12 protein-coding genes are annotated in these 15,324 nt (G+C 61.3%); 6 read left to right on the top strand and 6 right to left on the bottom strand.

Annotated elements, in window-relative coordinates:
* Nucleotides 1-28 precede the first annotated feature (28 nt).
* The 5 genes from dnaX (at nucleotide 29) to GE027_RS03370 (ending at nucleotide 5,791) form a co-directional block, all read left to right on the top strand.
* A complete protein-coding gene (dnaX, locus tag GE027_RS03390; protein WP_153555761.1) occupies nucleotides 29-1,978 on the top strand; it encodes a DNA polymerase III subunit gamma/tau in 1,950 nt (649 codons plus the stop codon).
* Nucleotides 1,979-2,002: 24 nt separating this feature from the next.
* Nucleotides 2,003-2,350: a YbaB/EbfC family nucleoid-associated protein gene (locus GE027_RS03385; protein ID WP_153555760.1), complete on the top strand. Its 348-nt coding sequence runs from the start codon at nucleotides 2,003-2,005 to the stop codon at nucleotides 2,348-2,350.
* A 9-nt stretch (nucleotides 2,351-2,359) separates the two neighbouring features.
* Nucleotides 2,360-2,959, top strand: coding sequence for a recombination mediator RecR (gene recR / locus GE027_RS03380; protein WP_153555811.1), 600 nt, complete (start codon nucleotides 2,360-2,362; stop codon nucleotides 2,957-2,959).
* Between the two features lie 104 nt (nucleotides 2,960-3,063).
* Nucleotides 3,064-4,563 (top strand): RNA polymerase factor sigma-54, encoded by a 1,500-nt coding sequence (gene rpoN / locus GE027_RS03375; protein ID WP_153555759.1) that lies wholly within the window; start codon nucleotides 3,064-3,066, stop codon nucleotides 4,561-4,563.
* A gap of 34 nt (nucleotides 4,564-4,597) precedes the next feature.
* Complete coding sequence (locus tag GE027_RS03370; protein ID WP_153555758.1) at nucleotides 4,598-5,791, top strand: SHD1 domain-containing protein; 1,194 nt, start codon at nucleotides 4,598-4,600, stop codon at nucleotides 5,789-5,791.
* Between the two features lie 20 nt (nucleotides 5,792-5,811).
* Here the strand turns inward: GE027_RS03370 and polX are convergent, their stop codons facing one another.
* The 5 genes from polX to GE027_RS03345 all read right to left on the bottom strand — a co-directional run bounded on the left by polX (nucleotide 5,812) and on the right by GE027_RS03345 (nucleotide 11,823).
* The gene (gene polX, locus GE027_RS03365; protein ID WP_153555757.1) at nucleotides 5,812-7,533 is read right to left on the bottom strand and encodes a DNA polymerase/3'-5' exonuclease PolX; all 1,722 of its coding nucleotides are present in this window, start codon (nucleotides 7,531-7,533) and stop codon (nucleotides 5,812-5,814) included.
* 34 nt (nucleotides 7,534-7,567) lie between these two features.
* Complete coding sequence (locus GE027_RS03360) at nucleotides 7,568-9,085, bottom strand: NAD(P)/FAD-dependent oxidoreductase (RefSeq protein WP_153555810.1); 1,518 nt, start codon at nucleotides 9,083-9,085, stop codon at nucleotides 7,568-7,570.
* Nucleotides 9,086-9,234: 149 nt separating this feature from the next.
* Entirely contained in the window at nucleotides 9,235-10,371 is a 1,137-nt protein-coding gene (locus GE027_RS03355; protein ID WP_162006554.1) for a serine hydrolase domain-containing protein, read from the bottom strand.
* Between the two features lie 143 nt (nucleotides 10,372-10,514).
* On the bottom strand, nucleotides 10,515-10,946 hold the full coding sequence (locus GE027_RS03350) for a hypothetical protein (protein ID WP_237607228.1): 432 nt from the start codon (nucleotides 10,944-10,946) through the stop codon (nucleotides 10,515-10,517).
* A 46-nt stretch (nucleotides 10,947-10,992) separates the two neighbouring features.
* Nucleotides 10,993-11,823: a manganese catalase family protein gene (locus GE027_RS03345; protein WP_153555755.1), complete on the bottom strand. Its 831-nt coding sequence runs from the start codon at nucleotides 11,821-11,823 to the stop codon at nucleotides 10,993-10,995.
* A 312-nt stretch (nucleotides 11,824-12,135) separates the two neighbouring features.
* Between GE027_RS03345 and GE027_RS03340 the strand changes: the two genes are divergently transcribed.
* Nucleotides 12,136-13,044 carry a YihY/virulence factor BrkB family protein gene (locus GE027_RS03340; RefSeq protein WP_153555754.1) on the top strand — a complete coding sequence of 303 codons (909 nt, stop codon included), beginning with the start codon at nucleotides 12,136-12,138 and terminating at the stop codon, nucleotides 13,042-13,044.
* A gap of 224 nt (nucleotides 13,045-13,268) precedes the next feature.
* On the opposite strand, the gene GE027_RS03335 is transcribed toward GE027_RS03340, so the two are convergent.
* On the bottom strand, nucleotides 13,269-15,023 hold the full coding sequence (locus GE027_RS03335; protein WP_153555753.1) for an alpha-amylase family glycosyl hydrolase: 1,755 nt from the start codon (nucleotides 15,021-15,023) through the stop codon (nucleotides 13,269-13,271).
* Nucleotides 15,024-15,324: the final 301 nt, after the last annotated feature.

Raw genomic sequence — 15,324 nt, 5'->3', positions numbered from 1 at the left:
TCTCTTGTTGGACTCTGCTTAGAAAACGATGGCCGAATCCCCTGCCCCTCAGGAAACGTCCTCCGACAAATACGTTGTCGTCGCCCGGCGTTATCGCCCCAAGAATTTCGGCGAATTGGTCGGCCAGGGCCACGTGGGCCAAGCCCTGAAGAACGCCATCGAAACCAACCGCGTCGGCCACGCGTACCTCTTCACCGGGGCTCGCGGAGTCGGCAAGACCAGCACGGCGCGGATCTTTGCCAAAGCGCTCAACGCCCCCGAAGGCCCGACGGCCACGCCCGACAACGACAGCGATATCTGCCAGTCGATCGATGCGGGGGAAGACGTCGACGTGTTGGAAATCGACGGTGCCAGCAACCGCGGGATCGATGAAATCCGCAGCCTCCGCGCGGGCGTCGGCGTGCGCCCCAGTCGGGCTCGATACAAGATCTACATCATCGACGAAGTCCACATGCTGACGCAGGCGGCCTTCAACGCCCTGCTGAAAACGCTGGAAGAGCCGCCGCCGCACGTCAAGTTCATCTTCTGCACGACCGATCCGGAAAAGATCCCGATCACCGTGCTCAGCCGCTGTCAACGCTTCGACTTTGCGCCGGTCCACACCGACCAGATCATGGCTCGGCTGCGCGAGATCGTCGATGCCGAGAACGCCCACGCCGAAGACGAAGCCCTGCGCTTGATCGCTCGCCGCGCGGCGGGTTCGATGCGCGACAGCCAGTCCCTGCTGGAACAGGTGCTCAGCTTCAGCAGCGAAGGATTGACGGTCGAAGCGGTCCACAACATGCTTGGCACCGCCGACGACGAACGTCTGAGCGAATTGACGTCGGCCCTGATCGCTCGTGATTCCGCCGCCGCGCTCCAGCAAGCCGATGCGGCCATCCTGGCCGGCGTCGATGCGGGCCAGCTGGGCGAGCAGCTGCTGGGGCACTTTCGCGATCTGATGGTCGCCACGGTCGGCTGCTCGCCGACAATGCTGCGGTTCTGCAGCGAATCGATGCACGAGGAGCTGCGCGAGCGGGGCCAGAAGTGGGGCGTGTCGACCGTCCTGGCCGTGGTGTCGCTGTTGGATCAGGCCCTGGTCCGGATCCGGCAAAGCGTGCACGGCCGCGTGCTGCTGGAAACGACTTTGATCCAGATCTGCCAGTTGCCCGACCTGCAGCGAATCGCCGACGCGATGGCGGCTTTGGAAGCGGCCGGCGGCGACCCGGAAAAAAAAAACGTTAAAGCCAACCTCGTAGGTCCCGATGCCGCGGCGGGGCGGACGACGGGGCCGCCCACCGCGGCCCCGGCCAGCGTCCCGCAGGCCGATAGGACGCCGGCAAGCGGTGCCGCGGCCCCGGGCTCTGTGCCGCCTGCGGCAAATCCGGCCGCCGGGGCGAATCCGGAAAGTGGACGTTCGTCCGCCAGCGGGGCAGTTGCCGTGCCAACCGCGGCGGTTTCGCCCGCCCCGGGCAATGCTTCGCCGGCGGCGGGTCATGCTTCGCCGGCGGCGGGCAATGCTTCGCCGGCGGCGGGTAATACGGCGCCGGCTGGTCACCCGGCCGCGGCCGCGACGATTCGGCCCGGAACGCCCGTGCAGTGGACCGAACAGGGGGTCGGGCGGCTGTGGCGTGAGGCTCTGGCTCAGATGGACGAGCTGACCGCCGGTTTGGCTCAACAGGTCAGCCGGGTGGAATGCCTCGAAGCGGGCAAGATTCGCCTGCTGTTTCCCAAGGATTTAACGCTTACCAAGAGCCGCTGCGAAAAACCTGAACAGAAAAATAAAATTGACGAAGCCGTTTGTGGCACCGCGGCACGCCGTGTGCTGATAGAATTGGGGTTCGACCCCAAGGCGGTCAGCAAACCATTGGCTCCGCCGCCGAGCACGACCAGTGAACGTCGGCAGCGGCAACGGGAATTGCAAAACCATCCTTGGGTGCAGAAGTGCATGGAAATATTCGACGCGGAAGTGGTCCGCGTCGACGAACCCCGATCGTGATCGTGGACTAGACCCAGGATATCGATGTTCAAATTTGGAAATATTGCTTCGATGATGAGCGGTTTACAAAAACTGCCCGAAGCGATCGCGGAGATGAATGACCAGCTCCGTCAAGAGACGTTTACGGTCGAAGCCGGCGACCGCGCGGTCGTGGCTCACTTCAACGGTCTCGGCGAGATGCAGCGGATCGAATTCGCTGCCGCCGACCACGAGGACTCGGTCCTGCAGCAGTGGATCTGCGAGGCGACCAATCGCGGCCACGCCCAGGCAAAACAGATGTTCGCCGAGTCGATGCAGCGATTGACCGAAGAGCTGAACATCGGGGGACTGCCGGGGATGGACGGCGCGATGGCTTCCCTGACGGGTGGTTAGCCAGCGGTGTTGTCATCAGAATCCGGATCGGTCGACGATTTGGTCCAGCAACTGGGCCGTCTGCCCGGCATCGGTCGCAAGAGCGCCGAACGACTGGCGTACCATCTGTTGCGGGTCCCCAAGGCCGAGGCACTGCAGTTGGCCGACGCGATCACGCGCGTTCGCGAGAACGTTCATTACTGCAGTATTTGTTACAACCTGTCCGAGGGCGAGCGATGCAATATCTGCTCCGACCCCCAGCGGGACACGACGCGGCTGTGCATCGTCGAACAGCCGCGTGATTTAATGTCTTTGGAACAGGCCGGCGTGTACCGCGGCCTGTATCATGTACTGCTGGGGCGGATCGCTCCGCTCGACGGAATTGGTCCGGACCAATTGACCATCGATCCGCTGGTCGATCGGGTCCGGACGGGGAATTTTGAGGAGGTGATCATGGCGACCAATCCAACGCTCGAGGGCGATGGGACGTCGTTGTTCATCTCGAACCTGCTGGCTGAATTTCCGGTGAACGTGACGCGGTTGGCGCGTGGCATCACCGCCGGCAGCGTGTTGGAATACGCCAACAAAGAAATCCTGGCAGATGCCCTGACCGGACGCCAGAAACTGTAAACCTTCGGCAGGGGTGGCTCGGGGCACGGCAGATCGCTGTCGCAGGTCCAGGCCAGGCTGAGACGAAATATTCCTTGAAAACACCTCCAGTGGAGTACCCTCTGATGCGCATGTCGATGGGCCTTGATGCCAGGCAGTTGCAAGTTCAGAAAATTGCCCCGCGTATGATTCAATCGATGGAGATCCTGCAGTTGCCCGTGCTGGCACTGCAGGAACGCATCGAGCGAGAGATGAACGAAAACCCTTTGCTGGAACAATCCGAAACCGATCCGCTGGCTCCCGACGAAAGCGACGAGTCGGAGGTGCCCTCGAAGGATACGCGAGCGGAGACCGAGAAAGAGCTGGTCGTCGACAACGACCACGACAACAAGGACGACTTCGAACGTTTGCTGAACATGGACAGCGAACTGCCCAATACGTTCGACGATTCGTTCCGCCGCTCGGCCAACCGCATGCAGGAGGAAGCCGATCGCCGTCACGATCTGATGGCCAATACGGAAACCCGTCCCGAGTCGTTGAACGATTACCTGCTGCATCAGTTGTCCGAAATGGACATCGATGATCGGGTCGAGGCGATGGCCGAACGGATCATCAGTACGCTGGATGCCCGCGATGGCGGTTACCTGCGGATGCCGCTGGGCGATCTGCTGCCGTCGAACCACAGCAAAGAGGATCTGGAGATTGCCAAGGAAGCCTTGGCGGTCGTCCAGTCGCTCGAACCGGTCGGCATCGCGGCCCGCGACCTCCGCGAGTGCTTGCTGTTGCAGTTGACCGGCGATGTGCCGCTGTACGACGAAATGAAAACCCTGATCAGTCATCACCTGCAGGATCTGGCCGAAAACCGAATGCCCGCGATCCAGCGAAAAACCGGGTTCAGTATCGAAACGATCCAGGCCGCCCGCGATGCGATGCACAAACTGAATCCCAAACCCGGCAACGCGTTTACCAAAACGTACGTGCCCACCGTGACCCCGGACGTGATCGTCGAGCAAGACGAAAACGGCAAGTACAAAGTCACCCTCGATGACGATCGCGTGCCGCGGCTGTACATCAGCGAGTACTACCGAACCCGGTTGCAGGATCCGACCAGCACCGACGAAGAACGCGAATTCATCAAAAAGAAGATCAACGGCGCCCAGTGGTTGATCGATTCGATCGAACAACGACGCAGCACCCTGACCAAAGTGGCGCAGGCCATCGTCGAACATCAGGCCCGGTTTCTGGACGAAGGTCCCGAAGCGATCGAGCCGCTGAAGATGCAGCAGATTGCCGACCGCGTCGGCGTGCACGTCACCACGGTCAGCCGAGCGGTCGATGATAAATGGATGCAGACCCCGCGGGGAATCCTGCCCATGAAACGCTTCTTCGTCGGCGGCACCCAAACCGGTGACGGCGAAGATGTTGCCTGGGATACGATCCGGTTGAAGCTGCAGGAGTTGATCGACAAGGAAGACAAGAGCAGCCCCCACAGCGACGAGGACTTGGTCGACGAGTTGAAGAAAGTCGGGATGACCGTCGCGCGACGGACCGTGACCAAGTACCGTAAGAAAATGGGCATTCCGTCCAGTCGCCAGCGACGCGATTGGTCGCTGGTTAAGAAATAGTTCAACGTCTCAGCTCTCCAACGGTGAAACCGCTATGTCTCGTTTATCGCTCGCTACGCTTGTTATTCTGTTGACCTCCGGACTGGGGATCGTGCCCGCGGTTTCGGCGGAAACCTGGACCGACAGTACCGGCAAGTTTCAGATCGAAGCGTCGTTTGAACGCGTCGAACGTGGCCTGCTGTACCTGAAGAAAGACGACGGCAGTGTGATCGCCGTTCCGCTGCAGCGATTGAACGCCGAGAGCGTCGCCCAGGCCAAACGCTTGTACGAGGCTTCGCAGCCGTCGGGCAACAACCCCCAGAGCCCGCCGGCCGGCGACCTCGCGGCCGGCGCCGGGGACTCGCCGCAAAGTCTGCTGGGACCCGAACCGACGGCTCGTGAAACCGCGCGGGTACTGACCCAGGCAATGGCACGCTTTCATCTTCCCACGCTCTGGGATGCGCTGCCGCCGCGCTATCAGGCCGACGTCCAGCAGAACCTTCGGATGCAAGCCGACGCGATCCCAGCGGCAACCTGGAACGGTGTCGTGGGCTTGCTGAAGAACGCTGCCGAACTGGTTCAGACCAAACGAGAGATGTTCTTCCAAAACCCCCAGCTGGGACCGCTGTTGGGCGGCGAGGAAGACGCCCAGGCGGCTTGGGACGCAGCGGCCGGTCTGCTCGCTGCGATCGTCAACAGTCGATTGACCGATCAAGACGCGATGAAGCAATTGGATGTCGACCAGTTCATTGCCCAGGACGCGCGGGACATCCGCGAGGCGTTTATGAAGCTGGCCGAGAATGCCAGCTCGGTTCCGCAGAGCCCCTTCGGACAGGTGGCCGAGACCCCGACGATCGAAACGCTGGACGAGTCCGACCAGGAAGCGACGTTTCGAATCACCTTTGGCGACGAAACCACCGAACAGAAATTCGTCAAAGTCGACAACCGTTGGTTGCCAGCCGATATGGTCGCCGAGTGGGACGAAACGATCGCGGAACAGCGTGCCCAGATCGCGCAGATGAAAACGCCCGAAGGGCAACAGAATATGATGCAGATGCAGCTGGGTTTGATGATGGTCGGCGCGCCGGTCAACGCGTTGTTGAGTGCCAAAACGCAAGCGGAATTCGACCAGGTAATCGACTCGCTGGCCCAGACGGTCGCCGGCATGATGGGCGACATGCAGGTCGAGGTCGAAGCGATCGAGTCGGAAGCGACCGGCGACAACGCCGAACCGGTATTCCCGCAGTAAATATCACGACGGAGACAACTCTAGCGGCCGCGTGGATCCATCTCTGCCCACGCTCGGGTGTTCGCCACGTCGGCGGCTGTCAGCCCGCCGCGGCGGGCTTGTTGGATCCCGTGCCGCATGACGTCCAGTCCTTCGGTCGAATGAGCGTCGGTGCTGATCACGATCGGGACGCCGTGACGTTTGGCCAGCATCAGGTGCAGGTCGTTCAAATCCAAACGCGCTGGGTTGGCATTTAGTTCCAGGCACTTGCCGTGCTGGGCCGCCGCTTGCACCACCGCTTCGATATCCACGTCATAAGCCGCTCGTCGGTTGATCAGCCGGCCCGTGGGGTGGGCAACGATGCTGACGGCCGGATGCTCTAGGGCGCCGCAGATGCGATCGGTCAGCTGTTGGCGTGACTGTTTCTGGCCGTAGTGGACGCTGGCGATGATCCAGTCGCCCTCCATCAGGACCGCTTCGTCCAGGTCCATCTCGCCGTTTTCCAGGATGTCGCATTCGATCCCTTTCAGGATTTGCAGTCGACCTTCGTATTCCGGCCGGATCTGGTCGATCATCTTCCACTGCTCACGCAGGGCCTCCGCGTCCAGGCCACCGGCCATGGCCACACGTTTGGAGTGGTCGGTGATGGCGATGTAACCCAGTCCTCGTTCGATGGCGGCGTCGGCCATTTCACGAATCGTCGCTTGGCCATCGGTGGCCGTGGTGTGCATGTGCAGGTCACCCCGGATCTGATCGATCGAAATCAACTCCGGCAACGTTCCGGATTCGGCCCAGCCGAACTCAAAACGATCTTCGCGGATCTCCGGCGGAAAACACGGCATCCCCAGCACTTCATAGACTTCGGCTTCCGTCTTGCCCGCGATCGACGCCTCGTCGTCGTCTTTGAACACGCCGTACTCGTTGATCTTCAAGCCGCGTTTCTTGGCGATTCCTCGGAGGCGTACATTGTGTTCTTTGGATCCGGTAAAGTACTGCAGGGCCGCGCCGAACTGCTCCGCTTCGACCACTCGCATGTCCACCTGAAACGATTCGCCGACGCGAATCGAAACCTTGGTATCGCCGCGAGCGATCGTATCGGCTCGCCCAGGAAACGCTTCGAAGTGATCCATCGCGGCGGTGCGATCCTGAGCGACGACCAACAGGTCCACGTCCCCGACCGTCTCTCGGCCGCGGCGGTAGCTGCCCGCCGGTTGGATCTGTTCGAGTCCGGTCAAGGCCTGCATGTGTTCCAGCAAGGCATGCACGATCCGGTCGGCTTCGACCCATCGCAGGCGTTCGTTTGCGGCTTGCGCGATTTCCAGTCCTTCCAGAATCGTCTGTTCGGTTTTGGCACCGAAACCTTTCAACTTCCGCACCTGCTGGCGGTTACAGGCATCGCGTAATTGGTCCAGGGTTTCGACCCCCAGTTCGCGATGCAGCGCAGCCGCTTTCTTGGCGCCCAGGCCCGGTACTCGAACCATCTGCAGCACGCCGGCGGGGTAGGCTTCGCGCAGGTCTTCCAGTTGCGGGAGGCTGCCGGTATCCAGCAGCACCTGTGACTTTTCGGCCATCGTCTTGCCGATACCCGGGACATCTTCCAATTTGCGGGACGAGTCGGCCAGGATCGAGGCGATCGATTCGTCCAGTTCGCGGACGGCCTTGGCGCCGTTGCGATAAGCACGGATCCGGAACGGGTTTTCGCCCTTCAGTTCCAGCAGGTCGGCCAGTTCGTCGAATACGTCGGCGATCTTTGCGTTGTTCATAAGTCGGCAGGAGGCGGTGTTGGTGAGCAAGCGACTACTTCGGTGCTGCAGTATAGCGATAACGATTCTTTGCCGATGCGTCCAGCAAACCCGCCGTATTCCACGGCTGCAGCCGCGCTCGGACGCGCCGGGCCAGTTGTTCGAGCGAGCCGCCCGGCGGTTGCAGCCACGCCGTACAGTCATCGATTGCGGCCATCAATTCCGGACGGTCCACCGACCACAGGGCCGAGACCGATTCGCCCGCCCCGTAACGCTCTTCACAATCGATCGCAGCGATAAAGTACAGCATCGTGGAGATGGCAAAGCGAGAAAAACACCCCAGGTTCGCATACGAAACGGCGACGATGCGGTCCAGCCAATCGATCTCCCGCTCCAGCATTTCCGCGTACCGAGCCAGCCGCCGCGGAGAGCCGGCCGGCGAATCCAAGAGGATGCCGGCCAATTGCTCAACGCCCCACAAACCGTGCGCGATGCCGGTGCTATGAAGCGGATCGATCGTGGCGGCCGCCGTGGGCAGTAGGGCCCAGGCGGGGCCAACGACGGGTGTTTGTGCTTGTTGCAGGCGAGGTTGGCAGACGACGCCCGAGCCAGGCGCGACGTGCCGAGCGTCTTCCAGGACCGCTGCCAGACTCGGGTACGCCCGCAGTCCCAAGGCGTCGACCGCCGGCTCGCCGGGCGCGGTATCGCGGTCCGCGATCGCTCGCCAGGGGCACGGTCGGGGGGCGGCGTCGGACGCGAATACGCGTCCCACGCTGGTTCGGCCACCGTCGAAACGCAACATCCACACCCATCCATCCTCCAGCAGATGATGCTGGGCGGCATGGTCTGCATCAAAGGGATCGTCGGCGGTGCCGAAACCCTGTTGTTTCAAGGCTTGCGACCATGAACCGACGCCGTCGAAGTGGCCATAGACGGCCGCCGTTCGGGTTTGCAAACGAGCGGTGACGTCGCGCGTTCCCAGGAACCGGTTTGCGAACCCGCTGCTGCCGGTGGCGTCGACTAAGAAGCCCGCTGTGACGTTCTTGGTCGCCGCGGAAGCTGTCGCCGTGGCGTCCCGCAGCTTGATCCGCCAATGCTGGTCCCATACGGCTGACTGGACGTGTGTGTGTTCGCAAAGATCCGCGCCGGCGGCTGATGCCCCCTGCGTCAGATAATGGTCGACGTCTGCTCGCAACCAGTGCGTATCGGCTAGCGTGGTGTCAGCGCTTGCCGTTACCAGCAAGCTCCGCCGGTGATCGGCGGTATCGTGATAGGGACGGCCAGAAGCGTGCTGGAAATAACTGAAGCCTCGTTTCAGGCCGCACTCCAGCTGCGATAGATCCCGTTTCCAGCGACCGTAGCGAGCCAAAGAGCCCAGGCCGGGCAAGCCGTAGCGATCGGCCAGGCGGTCGAGGATCAGGTCCGCCAGCGGTGTCGAAGATTCGCCGATCGCGAAGCGCGGGTGCGCCGCACGATCGATCAACAGTACGGAGCGTCCTTGGGCGGCCAAGATCCAGCCCAGCGTGGCCCCTGCGTAACCCGACCCGACAATCGCGACATCGTAATGCGTCATCAGCAGGCAGGCCGCAATCTCAGGGAGAACGTTGTGAATCGAATTAATGTGTGCACGTCGCACAGCGTGTTTAAGTAGCCCGCTCTCGTCGAGAGAGTCGGGGGCTTGATCCCGGCAAGAGGGTTGCCGAAAGACTCCTGCCGATCTGCTCAGTTCGCCACGGCAGCTTGATCCACAGCCCCGTGCAGGGGCCCGTCGATCAAGCCGGACAACGGTTTGCGATTTCGCCCGTAGCGTTGGTTGAACAGGACCGTCCACGCCATGTCGTCATGCCGAAGGACCCACAGGCTGTTGGTGCCATCCAAGGATCCGTTATGCCACAGATTGTAGGTGCCCGGTGCCACAACGCGTACTTGCACTCCGGCGCCATAGTACACAGGTTGGCCCTCGCGGCTGCAGGCCGGCCGTCGCCGCAACCGCTCGAGCGCCGCGGGCGAAAGCAGTTCGGTTGGCGAGTGGCCCTCTAACGCGGTCGCCAAGCGTACCAGATCGGGTGCCGAGGCGATCCAGCCGCCGTGCGCCGCCATCGGCTCCAGATGAAAGTTGCCGTAAGGACCTTGCACCTGTTGCCGCCGGGGACTCAGCACCGATGGATAACGCCGCTCGGGGTGATCCGCCAGATAACGCACCTCGTCCCGAGCGGCGTGTTCCCGGGCGGTTCGCCCCAGCTGCATCGACTCGATGCCCAGCGGAGCCAGGATGTGTTGCCGAACATAATCGTCGTAAGCCATGTCCGTGACCCGTTGGATGACCTGACCCAACAGCAGGTAGCCGAAATTGGAATAGGCATAGCGGGTGCCGGGGGCGAAATCCAAGGGCTGCCGCAACATAAAACGAACGATGGTCGGCTGGTCGATGGGCAGCGGAACATTCTGTTCGCCGGCGATGCGGACGTCCGCGAACATCGGGTCGAGACTCTTCGCCGAATCAAAGCCGGCGGTGTGATGCAAAAGGTGCTCGACCGTGATCGAACGAAACCGAGGGTCTACCGGCTCCAGTTCCAGAATGTCGGCCACCGCGTCGTCCAGCCGTAAGCGATCCTCTTGCCACAGCCGAAGGATCGCGATCGCCGTGACCGGTTTGGAGACGCTGGCGATGCGAAAGCGGTCGGTGGCGACGACCGGCCGTCCGCCCGCCTCGCTGGTCCTGCCGTAGCCGGCGGCATGAACCAGACGACCTCGCCGCGCGACCGCGACCGCTGCACCAAGAACGTTGTGCGACTCCATAAAGCGGTTCAGCAAGTGATCGACACTGGGCAGCCGCGGCGCCGAACTCGCTTTTGACAAACCCTCTTCGTGCCCATGGCAGCACATCGGCACGGCCAGACAACCAGCCGCCACCGATAAAAAAGACCGTCGTGATCCGCTCATTTGCCTTTCAGACGCAATGATTCCGCAATTACCTCACCGCATTCCCAGATCGCTACAGTCTAGCCGATCGCGGAACGCGCGGGGGCAGCGGCGCCGATGTGCAAGAGGCTCAACTGTACATCCCCGCGGGGCGGTGCCAGTAAATGCACGGTGATCTCCGCGCCCCAAACACCATCCCGCCGAGCCGCCGCAGCGAACACTGCGGTGATAGCCGGATTATTGGGATCCTGTTCGGTCAGCGTGCACAACACGTGGCCATCGCAGACATTGGTGCGGACGAACTGCCGTAACTGGTGCGTTCGCGTCCCGCCGGGGCTCAGCCGCAACTCGCCACAGTAGACGTTGGGTGTACTGCCCTCACTGGGCACTGATGCTCCGCCGCCGCGGTCGGCGGCCTGGGCGGTTTGAGCCATCACAGCCCCGGCCAGACCACCGGCACCCAGCCCCAGCATGGACCCCATGACGTCCCGTCGCTTGATTTCACGTTCCATATCACGTTCCTCTCGTTAGTTCGAACTGCATGCATGGCACGGATGACTACTTCTTCAGTTGGGCTTTCTGCACCGCCGCCTTGGGCGGCGCGGCACCCAATTGCGGTTTGTCGCCCAGCGGACGCATTTGGACGGTCGAGTTCGATCCTTTGTGATCGAACGATTGACCTTCGGTCCAGGCTCCCTCTGGCACTTGGAAGTCGTCGCCGACGCCGAAGGACAGGAAGGCGTAGTTGTAATCTTCGTTTTCTTGTTCCTGCGGGAACGAGTTTGGAATCGGATGGTTTTCGCGTCCGCCGAGTTCTTCCCAGGCCGCCATCCATTGGTTTTGATGCATGGTGTCGCGGGCGATCATGTAACTGAGCATGTCCTTCATGCCAGGGTCATCGGTCATCCTCCAAAGCTGAACCGCCAGCATGCGACCGGTCGATTCTGCTGTTGCGTTGGCCAACATATCGGCAGCCGTGTTTCCCGAGGCATAGACATGGCTGCAGTTGAAAGGCACTCCTTCACTGTCCACCGGCATGGCGGCCATGCACGTGCCGATAACGTGTTGAATGTTCATGCCACCGAGCGCTGCGTACACCACCGGGTCCTTGGCCGCCTCTTCCTGTTCCAGCGGAGCCCCTTCCAGATTCAGCGCGACGGCCGTCGCCAGCATTTCAATATGAGCCATCTCCTCGGTGCCGGTTTCCAGCAGCATGTCGCGGTACTTCACCGGTCCGCGCGCTCCCCAGGCTTGGAACAGATACTGTAGGCACACGCGGATTTCCCCTTGGATGCCACCGATTGCTTGCTGTAACGCTTTGGCAAAGATGGGACTGGGCTTCTCAACACGCACCGGGTACTGCAGCTTTCCGCCATCGTGATAAAACATCCTTCGCTCCATTTCTGTTGCTGGGAGAACACGCTTGACACCAGCCCAACATAGGCTGGTGGTGGCCCCCCGCGGTGCAAAGGATGCGCCAAGGAAGCAGAAAGCTGGATACCGCAAACGTCCTGCCCGGCGCGGCGAAGAAGCTGTCGAGGCCGAGGGTGGTTCCCATGCCGGCACGCCATTTGCCACTAGCATTTGGAATTCGCATTTGGCATTCGCATTTGGCATTCGCATTTGGCATTCGCATTTGCCATTCGAGTGAAGGTCTCCGGCACCACCGCGGGTAGGCTCCATCTTGCATCCGACAGGACCATGAATTTTCTGAAGCAAACGTTCAGCGAGTTTTCCAAGAACAACTGCACGACGCTGGCCGCATCGCTGGCGTATTACACGGCTTTCGCCCTGCCGCCGTTGTTGTATCTGTTGATGACCGTGCTGACGTTCGCGCTGTCGGTGATGTACGAGAGCGAACAGGCCGAACAAAAGGCCCAAGGGATCCTGACCAGTCAAGCCGCTCAGATGTTGGGCAATGAGGCCGCCACCGATCAGATCTCGACGATTATCGAAAACCATCAGCAGACTCAGGGCAAATGGTGGAAAACCTTGCTCAGCTTTGTCGGGATCGTAGTCGGTGCGACGGGCGTTGTGGCCGCCTTACAGGCTTCGTTGAATCAGGTCTGGGAGGTCCAGCCGGACCCGGAGAATACCGCTTGGAAGAGTTTTCTTATGAAACGCATCCTGTCCTTTGCGATGATCCTGGGACTGGGATTTTTGTTGCTGGTCTCGCTGGTGATCTCCTCGGTGCTGACCAGCCTGGGCGATCGGCTGGGCGGTTTGATCGGAATGTCTGAAACCACTGCCGCGGTCACTCATTTTACGGTTCAGGCCCTGGTGGTCTTCGTCGTGTTCGCGGCGATCTTTAAGTTCATGCCGGACGCGGAGGTGCGTTGGCGTGACGTCGTGGTCGGCGCCGCGATCACCACGGTGTTGTTCTTGGTGGGCCGTTCCCTGATGCAGGTGTACTTCAGTTACAGCGAACCCGGAGCCCAGCTGGGGGCGGCCGCGGCTTCGCTGGCGGTGCTGTTGGTCTGGGTTTACTACACCGCGATGATCGTATTGCTCGGCGCCGAAGCGACGCAGGTGTACGCGGTTCGATACGGCCAGGGAATCAAGCCCGAACCCAACGCCGTCCGCGTCGTCAAAGAAATCAAACGCCCCTAACTGTGGCATAGGCTTCCAGCCTGTGAACGAGTGTCGCCTTTCGCTCCGCCGAAAGTAGCTAGGGTACCGCCGTGGCATAGGCTTCCAGCCTGTGAACGAGTGTCGCCTTTCGCTCCGCCGAAAGTAGCCGAGGTACCGCAGTGGCATAGGCTTGCCGCCTGTGAATGCACTCCCGCCACGCGCCCCTGAGCCGTTTGGGCGATCGCCCCGGTTCGGGCCGACGCTCACGCCTTGGAAAAGATCAGCGCGGCGTAGGCACCCAGGTTGCTCACGCCGGAGAACTCGAGGCCGTCGTAGCGATGCTCTTCGGCCGCGATATCACCGACGGGATGCCCATCGAAATGGTCGCTGTACGTTTCCGCATCGCTGTTGAACCGCAGCGTCCACTTGCCATCGGCCGGGAGACCGAACCGATACGCTTCGAACGCGGTGTGGCTGAAGTTCATCAGCACGACCGTATCGTCGTCGCTTCCGCCCTGGTCCCAGCGACGGAATGCCAGCACTTTGTCGTGATGATTAGCGTGTAGGATCTGCAGCCGTTCGCCGGTCAAGCCCCGCGTTTGGCCTTCTCGATTCCGTCGCAGGGCGATCAAATCGCGATACAGCCGCAGGATGCCCGGATACTTTTCACGGTTCTCCCAGTCCAATTCTTCGGTGTCCTGGAACCATCCGTCTTGCAGCAGTTCCTGGCCCTGGAACAGCATCGGAATGCCGGGGGCGGTCAACGTCAGGGCGGCGCCCAGCACCGATCGCTTTTTGGCAAACCGGCCATCCGGATCGGCTTCGTCGATTTCGCTGGGAACTCGTGACTTGCCGTTGGCGACCTCGTCATGGGACTCGGTGTAGACGACACGTTGGAAGGGGCGGCCGTTGTACTGGTGCTCCAGCGCTCCGATAATTTTGTGCAAGTCGCGAGCTCCGTCATCGGGCGCAATCAGAACGTCGCGCACCGGATGCACAAACCCGGCATCCCACTGAGTGGAGAAACCTGCGCCGCCGTCCTCCTGAGGTTTGGTCAGGTAGTCGTTGTTCTGCAGGTCTTCGGCGATCGTAATGGCTTTGGGGTACTTCTCGTAGATTTCGCGGTTGACCCACTGCGTCAGTCCCCAGCCATCGGGGATGTCTTGCGCACCGTCCACGCTGCGGATGTACAGCGTCATGTCGTAGCGGAGGCCGTCCACGTGGTAATCGTCGAACCACATCATGGCGTTGTCGCGGATGAACGCACGCACTTCGCCGCGTCCGTAATCGGGCCGGGTGTCGCCCCACGGCGTGGTCGAACGCTGGTCGTTGTAGAAATAGATCCCGCCTTTGTCGTTTTCGTGCCAACCGTCGAATTGCCAGAGATCCAGATCCGAAGGGCCAAAGTGGTTGTAGACCACGTCCAGAATGACGGCGAATCCGCGCCGGTGGGCTTCACGAACCAGACGTTTGAACTGCCGCGGTCCGCCGTAGGCGCTCTCGATTGCGTAGATATGTGCCGGGTTATAGCCCCAGGAAAGATCCCCGGCGAATTCAGCGATTGGCATGATCTGCAGTGCGTTGACCCCCAGCTTTTTCAGGTGGTCCAGGCCGGCGATCAAGTCTTCGAAATCGCCCGGGGAATCGTCGTCGCTGCGGCGAAACGTACCCACGTGCGTTTCATAGATGACCAGTTCGTTCCAGTTGGCGATTTCGAAGTCATCGTCCTGCCAGTCGAAATCGGGATCGTGTACGATCCCGTTGCCCACGCTGTTGACCACTTCGCGCACCCGCGGATCCACCCGTCGCAGCACCTGATCGCCGTTTACGATTTCGTACTTGTACTGGTCGCCGATCACCGCCTCGGCACAATCGCGGTACCAGCAACCGCCCGGTTCCGCCTCCATCGCTCCGTTGCCGGCATCCCAGTCATTGAAGTCCCCGACCACGCTGACCCTGTCTGCATTAGGGGCCCAGACGCGAAAGGCGACCCCGCTGTCGTGCGGCATAGGTCCCATTCCCGAATGCTTTGCTGCGCCGCGACTTTGTTCATCGCTGCGATTGCGGTCCCTGGGTTCTTCGGATCGCTGGTTTTCTAGGGTCGTACCCACGGCCTGTCTTTCTTGTGAAATGTTTTGAACGAGAACCGGTTTCCGCATCGAACACCCGGCGGTTTTCCTCAGCCGACCGCTCCGCAGCCAAGCGACTCTGTAGCCAAGCCGCTCCGTAGAGACGTAGCAAACGCTGAGCCGAATCGGTAGCAAAATAGCAAGGGCTGGGTCGGTATCACGAAGGCGGCCGCAGCGGGCTCGGCGTTGT

This window comes from Roseimaritima sediminicola, from assembly GCF_009618275.1.
Taxonomy (GTDB): domain Bacteria; phylum Planctomycetota; class Planctomycetia; order Pirellulales; family Pirellulaceae; genus Roseimaritima; species Roseimaritima sediminicola.
Note: the sequence above shows the minus strand (reverse complement) of the source record. Positions and strands in the feature narration are given on the sequence as shown.